The sequence below is a fragment of the Nostoc sp. genome (assembly GCF_036917415.1).
In the GTDB taxonomy this organism is placed as follows: Bacteria; Cyanobacteriota; Cyanobacteriia; order Cyanobacteriales; family Nostocaceae; genus Nostoc.
Map to the genome: position 1 here is coordinate 1 of NZ_JBALDJ010000030.1, position 14,520 is coordinate 14,520.

General features: G+C 43.2%; 11 protein-coding genes, 1 tRNA gene and 1 pseudogene. 6 read left to right on the forward strand and 7 right to left on the reverse strand.

From position 1 onward, the window contains the following. Positions 1–161 precede the first annotated feature (161 nt). Positions 162–497, forward strand: coding sequence for a XisI protein (locus V7K41_RS05855; RefSeq protein ID WP_334846364.1), 336 nt, complete (start codon positions 162–164; stop codon positions 495–497). A gap of 11 nt (positions 498–508) precedes the next feature. After that, positions 509–622, forward strand: a pseudogene (locus V7K41_RS05860) (hypothetical protein); the annotation flags it as partial. A 43-nt stretch (positions 623–665) separates the two neighbouring features. Here V7K41_RS05860 and V7K41_RS05865 read toward each other — a convergent pair. Both V7K41_RS05865 and V7K41_RS05870 read right to left on the reverse strand, forming a co-directional pair. Continuing rightward, on the reverse strand, positions 666–1,616 hold the full coding sequence (locus tag V7K41_RS05865; protein WP_334846366.1) for an L-lactate dehydrogenase: 951 nt from the start codon (positions 1,614–1,616) through the stop codon (positions 666–668). A gap of 147 nt (positions 1,617–1,763) precedes the next feature. Then, complete coding sequence (locus tag V7K41_RS05870; RefSeq protein WP_334846367.1) at positions 1,764–3,071, reverse strand: glutamate-5-semialdehyde dehydrogenase; 1,308 nt, start codon at positions 3,069–3,071, stop codon at positions 1,764–1,766. 556 nt (positions 3,072–3,627) lie between these two features. On the opposite strand from V7K41_RS05870, the gene V7K41_RS05875 reads away from it, so the two are divergent. Continuing rightward, positions 3,628–5,613 carry a zinc metalloprotease HtpX gene (locus tag V7K41_RS05875; protein ID WP_334846368.1) on the forward strand — a complete coding sequence of 662 codons (1,986 nt, stop codon included), beginning with the start codon at positions 3,628–3,630 and terminating at the stop codon, positions 5,611–5,613. A gap of 824 nt (positions 5,614–6,437) precedes the next feature. On the opposite strand, the gene V7K41_RS05880 is transcribed toward V7K41_RS05875, so the two are convergent. Further along, positions 6,438–8,732, reverse strand: a complete 2,295-nt coding sequence (locus V7K41_RS05880) for a PAS domain-containing hybrid sensor histidine kinase/response regulator (RefSeq protein ID WP_334846370.1) — start codon at positions 8,730–8,732, stop codon at positions 6,438–6,440. Positions 8,733–9,474: 742 nt separating this feature from the next. Between V7K41_RS05880 and V7K41_RS05885 the strand changes: the two genes are divergently transcribed. Both V7K41_RS05885 and V7K41_RS05890 read left to right on the forward strand, forming a co-directional pair. Next, positions 9,475–10,665 carry a transporter substrate-binding domain-containing protein gene (locus V7K41_RS05885; RefSeq protein WP_334846371.1) on the forward strand — a complete coding sequence of 397 codons (1,191 nt, stop codon included), beginning with the start codon at positions 9,475–9,477 and terminating at the stop codon, positions 10,663–10,665. Beyond that, positions 10,649–10,876, forward strand: coding sequence for a hypothetical protein (locus V7K41_RS05890; RefSeq protein ID WP_334846373.1), 228 nt, complete (start codon positions 10,649–10,651; stop codon positions 10,874–10,876). Before V7K41_RS05885 ends, V7K41_RS05890 begins: the two co-directional genes overlap by 17 nt. Before the next feature lie 34 nt (positions 10,877–10,910). On the opposite strand, the gene mazG is transcribed toward V7K41_RS05890, so the two are convergent. Both mazG and V7K41_RS05900 read right to left on the reverse strand, forming a co-directional pair. Beyond that, positions 10,911–11,735 carry a nucleoside triphosphate pyrophosphohydrolase gene (mazG, locus tag V7K41_RS05895; protein ID WP_334846375.1) on the reverse strand — a complete coding sequence of 275 codons (825 nt, stop codon included), beginning with the start codon at positions 11,733–11,735 and terminating at the stop codon, positions 10,911–10,913. A 50-nt stretch (positions 11,736–11,785) separates the two neighbouring features. Continuing rightward, on the reverse strand, positions 11,786–12,373 hold the full coding sequence (locus tag V7K41_RS05900; protein WP_334846376.1) for a metal-binding protein: 588 nt from the start codon (positions 12,371–12,373) through the stop codon (positions 11,786–11,788). Between the two features lie 143 nt (positions 12,374–12,516). On the opposite strand from V7K41_RS05900, the gene V7K41_RS05905 reads away from it, so the two are divergent. Continuing rightward, positions 12,517–12,589, forward strand: a tRNA-Val gene (locus tag V7K41_RS05905). A 181-nt stretch (positions 12,590–12,770) separates the two neighbouring features. Here the strand turns inward: V7K41_RS05905 and V7K41_RS05910 are convergent. Together V7K41_RS05910 and V7K41_RS05915 are read right to left on the reverse strand one after the other, a co-directional pair. Further along, the gene (locus V7K41_RS05910; RefSeq protein WP_334846378.1) at positions 12,771–13,385 is read right to left on the reverse strand and encodes a hypothetical protein; all 615 of its coding nucleotides are present in this window, start codon (positions 13,383–13,385) and stop codon (positions 12,771–12,773) included. A 191-nt stretch (positions 13,386–13,576) separates the two neighbouring features. Then, on the reverse strand, positions 13,577–14,520 hold a 944-nt coding region (locus tag V7K41_RS05915; RefSeq protein ID WP_334846380.1), incomplete at its 5' end, for a WD40 repeat domain-containing protein.

The following is a 14,520-nucleotide window of genomic DNA, read 5'->3' on the forward strand; positions in this document are numbered from 1 at the left end:
GTTCTAAGCTTAGAAAGCCAATAGCAGGCATAACAACCTGTACCCGAAGTTATATTCATCTTTATTATATGCAAATTGTAGGCGCAACAGCTTAAGATATTGATAGAAAATCAGCGTCTTTGTTTACTCGTCTTCGATTCAGAACTAGAGGTGATTCTAAAATGGATACCTTAGATAATTATCGCAAAATAATTGAAAAAATATTAGCCGAATATGCCCAACTTCCCTACGCTCATGGAGAACTAGAAAGACAGCTAATTATTGATGAAAATGCAAACCATTACCTACTACTCACACTTGGCTGGGAAAAGAAACAAAGGGTACATGGGTGCCTTGTCCACATTGATATTATCAACGATAAAATTTGGATTCAAAGAGATGGTACCGAAGATGGTATTGCTAACGAATTCGTCAGTGTCGGCATTCCTAAAGATCGTATCGTTCTAGCCTTTCAACCTACCGAAGTAAGAAAGTATACTTATTTTGCTGTTAGATAAATTTTAAATCTGGCGATCGCGCGAGATTGTATGCTGGTGCTAGTATCGTGGCTGGTTCCGATCCTGACAAAGAGTTTGCAGAGGTGCAGCTGAAACTTCAAGCTTTACTGAAAGCCTTAGTTTAACATTTAAAAAAGGACGTTTTTAAACAGACTATTTGAGTTGATTTTAATTATCCAAAGAATTGTAGGCTTCATTCAGTTTGGTGGCTGACTCTTCTAATAAACGTTGTTCATGAGCATTTCTTGGTAACACCAGTTGGCGCTCAATACCTTGGGAGCTAATTATACATGGAAGTCCAAGAACAACTTCACTGCCAACTCCATAGTTAGAATCTGCTCTCACCGATACTGGAAATATCTGCTTTTCATCTCGCAGGATGGTATCAACTAACTGACAAACTACTGTTGATATGCCATAGCTAGTATTTCCTTTACGTTCAGAAATGTTATAGGCTCGCTTACGGATTAACTCTGTGTACTCTTGCTGAATTTGTTCCAGCGTTGCTCCTTGTGGTATAGGAAATTCAGTTAACGGAATTCCCCCAATAAATGCATTAGACCAAACGACAAATTCACTGTCTCCATGCTCTCCAATCACATAAACACGAACGTCTTGTTTACTAACGTTCAGTCGCTTCCCAAGTTGATATCTCAGTCTAGCAGTATCAAGAACGGTTCCTGAACCGAAAATTAGGTTTTCTGCTCTCGTGGAACTGGCGATCGCAATCCGTGTTAGTACATCCACTGGATTGCTAACAATAAGTACAATTGAATTCGGTGCAACTCGATCCAATTCTTTTATTGTTGAACGCACGATCTCTGCATTATCGCTCAATATATCTAATCGGCTTTGTCCTTCTTTTTGCTGCACCCCAACAGTCACAACAATGATATCAGAATCCGCTAAATCTTCATACTGATTTGACGCGATAATCTCCATGTCTTGAAGTAGGGGAATGGTGTCTTCAATATCCCATGCTTGCCCCTCAGCTTTTGATAAAGTTCGGTCAAAAAGGATGACTGTTACACATTTACCGAGTAGCACTAAAGCATTTGCTACATCTGCACCCACATTACCCGCACCAATAATACCGACCTTGGATGTTTTGCTACTCATGCGAAATCTACTTTTTTGTAACTGGCCCGACTATAGGACTCCGATTTGATTTTTGAAAACATATTGAGACTGAAAAGCCCGTTTTATCGGGGTTTCATTTTAACTCTTGTTCATAAATCAGACATGAGTCTTGTATGTGAGAATACTTTACACTAAATCCTGATGAGTAAAAGCTTTAGCATTTGCTCCGGTGTAAGTAGCTACAATATGACCATCCCCAGTCATTTGATATTTGTATGTCACCAATCCTTCTAACCCAACGGGGCCGCGAGGAGGCATTTGTTGTGTACTAATCCCTACTTCTGCGCCGAAACCATAGCGGAAACCATCAGCAAATCGGGTAGAACAATTGTGAAATATATTTGCTGAATTGACTAGTCCAAAGAAAGTTTCAACAGATGCTGGATCTTCAGAGATAATGGCATCGGTATGACGAGAACCATATTCGTTAATATGAGCGATCGCATCTTCTATAGAGTCTACAATCTTTATCGACAAAATAAAATCGCTATATTCTGTTTCCCAGTCTATTTCTGTTGCAGCTTTGATGTTAGGCAAAATTTCTAATGTGCGTTTATCGCCTCTTAATTCCACATGGCGTTCTTGCAAAGCCTCAGCAACTTTCGGTAAAAATTCTCTAGCAATTGATTGGTGAACTAGCAAAGTTTCAATTGCATTACAAACAGCAGGATATTGCGCTTTTGCATCGACGGTAATTGGAACTGCTTTAGAAATATCGGCGGCTTTATCTATATAAAGATGACAAATTCCGTCAGCGTGACCTAGTACCGGAATACGAGTATTTTCCTGTACAAATCTGACAAAGGAATTAGAACCTCTCGGAATAATTAAATCTACATATTTATCTAACTTCAAAAGTTCTAGAGTTTCTTCTCTAGTTGTCAGTAACTGTACCGCATCTGGGTTAACAGCAGTTTGCGATAATCCCTGTTTAATTGCCTTAACTATCGCTTCACAAGAACGCACTGCTTCCTTTCCACCTTTGAGGATTACACCATTTCCCGATTTGATTGCTAAAGAAACAATTTGAATCGCCGCTTCTGGACGTGCTTCAAAAATAATCCCTAAAACGCCTAAAGGACAAGTGATGCGCTTCAGAACTAAGCCAGTGTCAAGTTCGCGGTGAATCTGGACTTTACCAATTGGATCGGCTAGCTTACCAACATCTCGTACCCCAGCGATCGCATCTCTTAATTTATGTTCATCCAACTGCAAGCGTTTATAAAGTGGTTGGGAAATCCCTTCGGCTGTAGCAGCTTTACAATCAGCAACATTTGCTTGTAAAATTTCATCTCTAGCTGATTCTAAAGCTTGAGCGATCGCAACAAGTGCTTGATTTTTTGCCTCAGTGGAGAGAATCGCTAACTTACTTGCAGCTTGGCGGGTTTGTCCTGCGATCGTAATTAAGGGAGAAGCAATATTAAGAATAGTCATAGTACAAATCTTTACTTTCTCTTCATCTTATCAATCTGAGGTTATGTTCATCATTCGTCTTCCTCCAATCGGGTGAACCATTTGGGTAATCAATAATTACTCTGATTGGGTGAAGCAAGACTGCGTTCAAAACATTTATTCTCTAAATATCAAACACGGGCAAAGAGGTAATAAGTTTACAACAACAAAAATATTATAAGTATTATTGCTGTTTTTATTTGAAAATCTTAAAAATGATTTATGCGTTCCCCAGGCTAGAGAGACATAGTAATATATGTTTCTCTAGTCTTTTACTTAAGTAAATATTAGATATCTTGCACGAATACAAAACTAGCTCTCATCCCCCAACCCCTTCTTCCAAAATTGGGAGAAGGGGAGACAATTTCAAAGTCCCACTCCCAAGCTTGGGAGAGGGATTTAGGGTGAGGGCTTTTGATTCATGCAAGAAGTCTATTTTATACTGTCATTAATTAAATTTTTCCGAAATTGCAGTGACGATCGCTGAATCTATTGAGTATTGATAGATCAAATACCACTCCTTCACTAGGGAGATCCTATGTCATTGCAATCTGCATTAGATGCCTTAAACCAAAAACGTTATCAAGAAGCGGTTGAATTACTCGAACAATTCTGCCGCGATTGTGTTGAACACAATTCCTCAGATTATCTTTCAGCACAGATGTGGCTGATCAAAGCCTATCAAGCTACAGGCGAAATCGAAAAAGCCAAGGCCCTGTGTCAAAAGTTAATCATGAGTGAAAACCCACAGGTTCGCAGTTGGGCAGAACAGGCTAGTCAATCCTTCCGGCAAACACCATTTAACACGAGCCAAAAAGCTGGTCGCGCTGCTACGACTGGAATGAAATTAGCGATGGGGGGAGTGGGTGGTAGTTTAGCGTTAGCTTCTGGTGTCACCATGACCTTGTTGTTTGGTATGGTGTTGGCTTTAGGTTTGAGCTTAGTATTTATTTTGGGTAGCGATAATCCACTCCAAGGATTAGCGATCGCTATTAGTATTACCCTAATTTTTAATATCGCCGCCTTTTTCTTGTCTCCATTTCTCATGGACTTAACTCAAAGCTGGCTTTACCAAACTCGCTGGGTAGAGTTGGCAGAAGTTGAAACCCTCAGTCCAGAGACAGCTAAAGTTATTCGCCAAGTCTGCGAGCAGAAAAAGCTGAAAACGCCCCGTTTGGGAATTATTAACGACCAAAACCCTACGGCTTTTACTTATGGCTCATTGCCGAACAGCGCCCGTTTAGTCGTCAGTCAGGGACTTTTCACATACCTGGATGACGATGAAATTGCTACCGTCTACGCCCACGAACTGGGGCACATCGTCCACTGGGACTTTGCAGTGATGACAGTAGCTTCTACCTTAGTGCAAATTTGTTACTTGATTTACAGCACAGCCAGAAGATTTGGGCGTGGTAGCGATAGCAAAATCAAAGATGCGATGCAAACTGCTGCCTTAGTTGCTTACGTATTTTATATCGTCGGTACTTATCTACTGCTGTACCTCTCTCGCACACGGGAATACTTTGCTGACCACTTTGCAGCTGAAAGTACGGGTAATCCCAATGGATTATCCCGCGCTTTAGTGAAGATTGCCTACGGGATATTAGAAGAAGGTTCGCGGACACAAGAACCCAGCCGTTTAATTGAAGGAACTCGCGCCTTGGGTATCTATGACCATAAAGCCGCCGCTTCCACAGGAACCGCCTACCGCATTGCATCCGATACCCAAAAAATTGGTCGCGTCTTTCTGTGGGATATATTTAACCCTTGGGGTTGGTGGATGGAGTTAAATTCCACTCATCCCTTGACAGGCAAACGAGTTCGTGCGTTAAGCACCTATGCCGAACAATTGGGTTTACCGACTGAGTTTGATATGGGGCGAGTTATTGGAGAAGGCAAAACTCTGAGTAAGAGTAGGCTTTACGGCAGCTTCTTTTTAGATGTTGTATTGTACGGCGCTGAAACAATTGGTTTCTTTGTTGGCTTGGTAATGGGTGTGATTCTGTGGTCAAGTTCCCCAAACACAGGTTTAGTATTGGGTGCGCCACTAATTGGCTTAGGGATCGGAATTCTCATCAAAGCCTTGGTGATGTTCCCCGACTATAAGCAAGCACCAGAAACCGATATTCTCACCCTGATGTCAGACCCTTATGCCAGTCCGTTACGTGGACAACCTGCAAAACTGGAAGGTCAACTTATTGGTCGTGGCGACGCTGGTTATAAATTTGGTTCCGATTTAAAAATTCAAGATCGTAGTGGAATGCTTTACCTGCATTACGCCTCACGCTTTGGCCCCATCGGCAATTTTCTCTTTGGGATGAAGCGAGTCCAAAGCTTGATTGGCGAACAAGTTGGGGCTGTAGGTTGGTTCCGTCGGGGTGTTGCGCCTTGGATGGATTTGATTCAACTCCAAAGTGAAAATGGCACTATTGTTAACAGTTATCATCGCTTCTGGTCATTCATCCTTGGCAGTGGATCGATTATCCTGGGAGTGGTCTTAACTATGTTTTTGAGCCGCAGCTAGCTGAGTTTCTAGCCTGCTGTCAAAGCATTTCTCAGTCTATCCAAGCTTTAATTTGTCAGGAGGTGGTTAGTAGCTGCCTCCGTTTTTTTATGAAGGGGGCAGGGGGCAGGGGGCAGGGGGCAGGACAATACGGTTTGCTTAACGATTTTGGTTTTGTACAGAGATGTGTGTACACCGTAAGCCCAAAAGGAGAGAGACTGTGAATTTTTTGCTTTCCCTGCTTGGGGGTTAGGTCATTTGTGGCTTCGGGGTTCGCATTTGCGGTTTCGGGGTTCGCATTTGTGGCTTCGGGGTTCGCATTTGTGGCTTCGGGGTTTGCATTTGTGGCTTCGGGGTTTGCATTTGCGGTTTCGGGGTTCGCATTTACTGTTTTGGGGTTCACATTTGCTGTTTCGGGGTTCGCATTTGCGGTTTCGGGGTTCGCATTTACTGTTTCGGGGTTCGCATTTGCGGTTTCGGGGTTCGCTTTGCGGTTTCGGGGTTCGCATTTGCGGTTTTGGCGATCGCATTTGTTACAGCATTTTGCATCTAAATTAAGTACATCCTTACCCCCCTTAATCCCCCCTTATAAAGGGGGGAAATAAGAAATCTTGTTCTTTCCCCAATACATACGGGGAGATGAGGGAGGGGTATTTTTGTACTTCTAGGACTTACGCAAAAACCCTTTCAAACTCTCATTTCTCCGTGACCTCTGCGTCCTCTGTGGTTCGTTTTCTGTTACCTGTGCGTAAGTCCTAACTTCATTAACTTGCAATCTACTGTATATCAGCGATGCCTGCGGCGGGCTACGCCAACGCATTTGCTACCAAAAACTTAATTGTGCATTAAACTTGTTTGCTACCTTTGGTAAGGTTCTCTACCACTTTCACCAACTCTTCTGGCTCAATTGGCTTGGATAGATGAACTTGGAATCCAGCTTGCAGAGCGAGCTTGTGTTCTTCATCTCTAGCAAATGCCGTTAGGGCTACAGCTGGAATCTTCTCCCCTTGCTCTGCTTCCTGCGCCCGCACTTTCCGAATCAAGGAATAACCATCCTCATCTGGCATTCCAATATCACTGACTAGAACATCTGGTTTTAATCGTCCTAGTGCTTCCAGAGCTTCACCTACTGAGCTAACCGCCGTCACCTGCGCTCCAGACTGTTCAAGAATGAAGGCAATTAACTCCCGCGTATCGGCATTGTCATCGACAACGAGTATTTGCAAGCTGTTGAGTACTGAGAGGTTATCGAGTTTTACTTCACTCTCTTTAATTAAAAGCTCTGGTTGTGGTTCTACTAGAGGCAAGAACACTGTAAATATTGCTCCCTGTCCTTCCCCTTCGCTAACTACGTAGACTGTGCCTGAGTGCATTTCTACTAAGTGGTGTACAATTGCTAGCCCCAACCCCAAACCATTGTCTGCTCTAGTAGTTGTGCTATCAGCTTGACGGAAGCGCTCAAAGATATAAGGTAGAAAGTCAGCACTAATTCCCTTACCTGTGTCAGATACAGTTATCTGAGCATTTGAGTTTACCTGTTTTAGATATACTTCAACTCGCCCTCCGTTAGGTGTGAACTTGACGGCATTAGAGAGCAAATTCCAGACAACTTGTTGAAGGCGTTCTGTATCACCCATAACTTCACCAACTGAGGAGTCAAGATGAAATTCAACTTGAATATTCTTAATTTCAGATGTGGGATGTACAGCTTCAATTGCCGCCTGAATTATAGGCACAAGGTCAACTTTACGAATATTGAGGCGAATTTGACCTTGTACAATCCGCGAGATATCCAGGATATCTTCAATCAGTTTTCTTTGAAGTTTGGCATTCCGCTCGATTGTCTCCAATGCTTTAGAAGTAGTTGCTTCGTCCCATTTTCGAGTACGTATTAGTTGAACCCAACCCAGCATAGAATTGAGAGGTGTACGAAGCTCATGGGAAACGATCGCTAAAAACTCTTCCTTGATGCGGTTAGCTTCTTGGGCTTGCAGATAAAGCTGGGCATTTTCAATGGCGAATGCCGCTCGTTGAGCAAGTTCTTCAGCCATTTCTAGGTCTACAGTAGTGTAATGGCGTTCTGGTTGTGCAGACGCAAATAGAATTGTCCCCAGCTTGCGTTCGCGTACTAACAGTGGTACTACCATCTGAGACTTAACTCGGAGTTGGCGCAGCAGACTGAAGTGTTCCTTGTCCGAGGACTTTCTCTGTAATGAAGACTCAAGAATCTTTGTAACCAGTTCCGGCTTACCAGTCCGTAAAACTTTCGCCGGTCCATAATCAGCATCAATAGAAATTGGATAGCGTTGTTGGAGTTCTCGGATCAGTGCTTCCTTTGCTGGTTCTGATGCAGCGATAACTGGGTTAGTGAAGATTGCCAAATTATTTTCAACGACATCCACAATACACCAATCGGCAAGGGTAGGTATTGCTAATTGCGCGACGCTCCTTAGGGTAGTGCGATAATCCAAGGAAGATACCAATACACTACTTGCTTCAGCCAAAAAATTAGAGCGCTTCTCTGCCGCTTGGGCTGCAATTCGGGCGGCTTGCTCATCGGCAAATAACTGCTGGCGCTGCAATTCCAAACGCTTACGCTGACTTATGTCACGCATTAGCCAGCGCAGAGCAACTGGCTTTCCTAACTCGTTACGGACAGTAACTACTGTGAAAGCAACATCAAAACAGATTTTTTCTCGTGGTTGTAAACACACTTCCCATTCCCCGCCTCGGTCGAGCTGCTGCAACTGAGTTAGGTAATTAAAAAAAGCTTGATGATCTGACTGAGCGATGAAAGTAAGCAGTGGTTTGCCAACCAAAAATCGCTGTAAAACATTGAGGTGTATGGTCGCAGCACGATTCGCTTCCAGGATAGTGCCGAATGTATCAGTTACCAAGTAACCATCAGGCGCAAAATCAAATAATTCTTGGTAGCGCTGACGCTCCTTCTCTACTACAATTCGTGTTGCTTGTAGTTCCTCGGAGGCGATTTTTAGTTCTTCTAAAGTGATTTGAAGTTCTTCAAAAGCTTCTGCTGTTAGCTCTTCTTGGGTATGCGGCTGACTTTCAGTACTTTGCAGTAATCGTGTCACCCGTGAGCGCAATGTCTCTAATTGTTGACTAAAGTCGTCTACATCCATGTTGCTCACTTTGCAAAGACTAAGAAGCGCACGTTAGATAAAATATCAAGAAATTATAAACCTAAGTGTACGCTAAAAGCTGATCTTAAAACTCTTACTCAAAAGATAGAGGTTTGTCTTGCCAAGGTGAGTTCTACAAAGTGATTAGAACACAATATAGCCTTTTCAACCTCTGATCCTATATTTTAAAACAAAGAATTCATCAACAAATCCACCTAGAGTATTGTATAGCAATAAATATAATAGGTAGATTTAAGCAAATGTTTTTATAGCTTAAGGAGCGTCTGATGGTTATAACAACAGTACCAGGACAATAAGTCAAAATTGGCACAACTAAGTTGCTGATTACAGCAGTTTTCATGTATTTGAACCACATCTCTTGTAGGGGCGCAAGGCTTTGCGCCCCTACCGCGTGGTCTATTTACCTGAAAATAGCTGTAACAATGAGTGGGTAAATAGTGTAAGCAATGTCTACGACGGGCTACGCCTACGCAAATGTGAAACAATCAACCCTACTAAGTAGGTCGGCAGAACAAAACCAAACTATGTTAATAAAAATGAACGAGGCTAAAACCCTCTTTCCTCTTGCCCCCTGCTCCCTGCCCCCTGCCCCTCTGCCTTTTCCCATTCCCCAATCCCCTTAAACCTGAAAAGAATTGGTTTTATGGGGGTAAGGAACATGATATTTGATACAACGTGGGCATGATAAATAGATTATGCACACAACCCTAAGAAAATTCTGATGATGAATGCGATCGCTAGTAGATTTCGCCAACTGATGGTTGGGAAAAACAGCCCAATTGGCAGATATGACTCAAAAAACAAAATCAAGCGTTCCTTAGCACTGTATACCTACATAGGATTAATAGGTGGAATTCTGGCATTGTTGTTAATAGCGTCCCCAGGAGTGGCCCAAAAACCACAACTCCAACAACCATTATTAGTAGCTACACGAGTTATACCACCTTTTGTGCTATCAAACAAAGGTGAGCTATCAGGATTCAGTATCGACCTCTGGCGCAACATCGCTAACCAAATAGGTGTACAGTCTAAATTTATTGAATATTCCACTGTGCCGCAACTGCTTTCGGCTATTAAGGAAAGCAAAGCCAACTTGGGGATTTCAGCCATCTCAATTACAGCCGAACGCGAACAGAATTTTGATTTCTCATTACCTATTTTTGCTGGGGGGCTGCAAATTATGGTGAGAAACGCAGAGAACAACAAAAGTGCCTTCCCAAATCTTTTGCAATTATTTTTCTCTGCTAGTCTCTTGCAGGTAATAGGGATTGCTCTGCTACTAATTGTGGTAGCAGCCCACATTATTTGGTTATCTGAGCGTCATCACAAAGATGGGATGATTCCCAAATCATACTTTCCTGGAATTTTTAAAGCCTGTTGGTGGGCAGCAGCCACATTAGCAACCCAAGCTGACGAAATGCCCAAGGGAGTAATGGGACGCTTAGTAGGTATTGTCTGGATGTTCATCGGAGTACTTTTTGCCGCCTACTTTACAGCCAGCGTGACTACCTCATTGACAGTGCAACAACTTCAGGGTGATATCAGGAGCATAGACGATTTACCCGGCAAGGTAGTGGCTACAACTGCGGGTAGCACAGCCGCCACATACCTGCGAGAACATAAGATTTCAGTTTTAGAAGTTACTAAGATTGAGCAAGCTTACAATGCTTTGCAAACAAAAAAAGCTGATGCCGTAGTATTTGATGCGCCTGTACTCCTCTTCTATGCTGCCAATGAAGGCAAAGGGAAGGTAGAGATTGTTGGCAGTATCTTGCGTGAAGAAAGCTACGGCATCATTCTGCCCAATAACAGTCCCTACCGCAAACCAATTAATCAGGCTCTACTGAGTCTCAAAGAAAATGGCACTTATCAATCGCTATATGATAAGTGGTTTGATGCTGAAAAATCTTGAAGAAGGAAATGGGCAGTGGGGAGTGGGAATTGGGGAGCTTGAGCCTTTGAGCCTGAAGCTTGAGTCTTTGAACCTGAAAGTTGCACCTTTGAGCCTGAAGCTTGAGCCTTTGAACCTGAAGCTTGAGTCTTTGAACCTGAAAATTGAGCCTTTGAACCTGAAGCTTGAGTCTTTGAACCTGAAGCTTGAGTCTTTGAGCCTGAAGCTTTAAGTTCTAAGCCTCTCTCTGCCCCACTTCCTACTCTTTACTCTCCACTCCCTTCTTGAGCAAGTTGAGCTTTTGCCTGTTGCCACAAGTTTTCTAACTCATTCAAACTGTAATCAGAAAGGGGACGGTCAACAACCGCCTCCATTTTTTCTAATCGCCGGACAAAGCGCTGATTTGTGCCTTGCAAAGCGGTGCTGGGGTCAAGATTATGCCAACGCGCTAGCTGAATAACTGCAAATAGTAAATCGCCTAATTCTGCTTGTTGTCGTTCGGGTGTTTCCTCAGCTAAAGCCTGTTGAAACTCTCCCAACTCTTCATGAAACTTATCCCAGACACCCTGAATATTTTCCCATTCAAACCCGATCGCCGCAGCCTTTTGAGAAATCTTCATCGCCGCCGTCAGTGGCGGAAGGGTACGTCCATAACGAGCGAGTTTAGCACTAAATTTTTGCGCGTCTGGAGATGCTTCGCCCTTTTCCGCAGCTTTGATTTGTTCCCAATTTTGCCGCACCTCATCCACACTTGCCACCGACACATCACCAAACACATGAGGATGACGGCGAATCAACTTTTGAGAAATCCCCTGAGTTATTTCTTTGAGAGAAAATTGCCCAGATTCACTAGCGATTTGGGCTTGTAATACCACCTGTAATAATAAATCTCCTAACTCCTCAGCGATCGCACCCTTATCGCCACTTTTAATCGCATCCACCACCTCATAAGCTTCCTCAATCACAAAGGGCGTCAAAGTTTCGGCAGTTTGAGCCAAATCCCAAGGACAACCACCATCAGGCGATCGCAACTTCGCCACCACCTCAATCAATTCCTGCAACGCCACCAAAGCCTCATTTTGATTTTCCATACCTCTGCGTACCTCTGCGCTTCCCTCAGCGTTCCTTTGCGTTAAAAAAATTATTTCTTCAATCTCGGCCGACGGCCGCGACTTGTAACTTTACGCTTCTTAATTCTGCCACTAGGAAACAACCCCCGAACCCCCTGTTTTCGCACGCGCTTGTATGCCGAACCGCCCCAATCACTGAGAGAATGACTCATCGCACCGAGTTCCAACCCCAAAAACAGGGCGATATATTCAGTATCGTATTGCACGAGCGATCGCCCCACAATTCCACCAAAATCCTGCCAATTAAAACTTAGATTCCACAACCTTTCGGCAATTACCAAAAGGAAAATTGCCAAAATAGCTAGCAAACACCCCAGATAAAGTATCCGTAGAATCGTGCCGATAATCGGCCCGTGGGATAAAAAAGAACGATGTCGGAGACTTTTTTGATAAGGTAGCCAAATCCAGCGCAAGAAACCCCAGCGTTGGAATTGCACAGAGTAAATATCCAAATCGGGGCCAAACATCAGCCCGCCGAAGAGAAACCCGCCTGCAACCAACAAAGTGGCATTGCTGCTGCGAGTTTGCCAGAAAGTAATGCCCGCCACGAATGGCAGAGCATACATAGTAATGCGATCGTGCGTCCGACCAGAGGGCATCCTAAATCCTGTTAGCGATAGCGGGGCGTTTAGCCCGTGCTGAGTAACTGAATACTGAGTCAGTATAAGAGAAAAAAAGATTTTCTTAAAATCACTAGCGCAATGCGAAATATTTTGCTATATTTGTTAAGGATTAGTCAAACGGGCGGTTAGCTCAGTTGGTAGAGCGCCTGCCTTACAAGCAGGATGTCATCAGTTCGAGTCTGGTACTGCCCATTCAGTAAATTAAGGCTAGAGACAGCTTAGATGCGGTTTCTAGCCTTTTTGAATTTGTGGTATTCCTTATAGACTCATATCAATTGAATAGTGGTAATGGTGGACAAGTTTTTAAATTCTCTTATTTTTTAACCAATTTTTAATCTCGCTCGGGTAAGTTACACCAGCACCTGCTATATATTCAAACAACAGTTAAAACAGGCTGAAAAGGTTGCAATAAAATACCCAAAATTTTATCAACTTCTTTAATATAGTATTCAGTCGAATCTATATAAACAGTTGTCCCTTCTAAAAATAAAAACTTCCAGTTAGTTCCACTAGTAACCGATCCATAAATCCGTTCAACTTCATTACCTTGATTTAAATTGAACAGTTGCGCTGCAATCATTGCCGCTACACATTGACCCAGACCGCCGATAATATCTTCTTTTTTCGCTTCAAAAATAAACATTACTGGAGCAGAAATAAATAATTGCTCTGGGGAGTTGCTGATTATATAATTGCAAAAACCTTGCAAGCCTAAAGTTGCATCAACATTAAATTCATTTCCAGAGAACAGCGAGATTTGATTATTTAATAATCGTCTGACCTCTGCGATAATTGGTGCAATTAAAAACTCCGACCTGGCTTTCTCGGTTGAAATTGCAGTTGCTAAAGGGATGTAATCTATTAAAATTGTTCTGAGAGTTTCTGATGGTGTAACAGGTTTGGTATCAGCAAATAAATTCCGAGTTTCATCGAGTGTTAAGTCAAAACTCTTTTTCACCTTAGCGAGATTAAAATCGCTGTATTCCATCCTTCTACCTTGTGATTATCTATTTCCTCTATTCCATATTGATACAACTTAATCTTAGCCCTATTGAATGGGAGCGATCGCAGTGAAGAAAATCGTAGGTTGGGTTGAGGCTTTGCGAAACCCAACTTTTTCGCGGGTTTGTTGGGTTTCGTTCCTCAACCCAACCTACCGTAGATATTCTAACCGCCCTTTTAAGGTGAGTTCGGCTGCGATTCAACCTTAGCTTGATTCGCCAACTCTTTTGCTCTCATCTGGGAATCAAACTTTAATTTATTATCCCACTGCTGCGCTTTGCGAAACTTTTCAACAGCGCCATTAATATCATCATTTCGCGCTAACTTCTCACCTTGGATGACTAACGCGATCGCCCCTTGCACCAACCGCGATCGCGTTTGGCATGATTGCAACTCTTCTAACACTTCTAGATGGCCAATGAAGTAATTATTCAGCAAGTTGCAACCACTATCTAATAAATTATCAAAATCCAAATCCCACAAGATTATTCTTTTGTCAGCACTAGCAGAAGCTAACTGTTGTTCATTGGGGTTGTAGGCGACGCTATAGACCCAACTGATATGACCAGTAAGGGTTTTGAGGAGTTGACCACTGCTGACATCCCAGATTTTGATGGTGTTGTCAAAACTAGCAGAAGCTAACTGTTTTCCATTGGGGCTGTAGGTGACGCTATTGACCGGACTACTATGACCAGTCAGGGTTTTGAGGAGTTTACCGCTGCTGACATCCCAGATTTTGATGGTGTTGTCAGCACTAGCAGAAGCTAACTGTTGTCCATTGGGGCTGTAGGCGACACTATTGACCGGACTGCTATGACCAGTCAGGGTTTTGAGGAGTTGACCGCTGCTGACATCCCAGATTTTGATGGTCTTGTCAGCACTAGCAGAAGCTAACTGTTGTCCATTGGGGCTGTAGGCGACGCTATTGACCGGACTGCTATGACCAGTCAGGGTCTTGAGGAGTTGACCGCTGCTGACATCCCAGATTTTGATGGTCTTGTCAGCACTAGCAGAAGCTAACTGTTTTCCATTGGGGCTGTAGGCGACGTTATTGACCGGACTACTATGACCAGTCAGGGTCTTGAGGAGTTTACCGCTGCTGACATCCCAGATTTTGATGC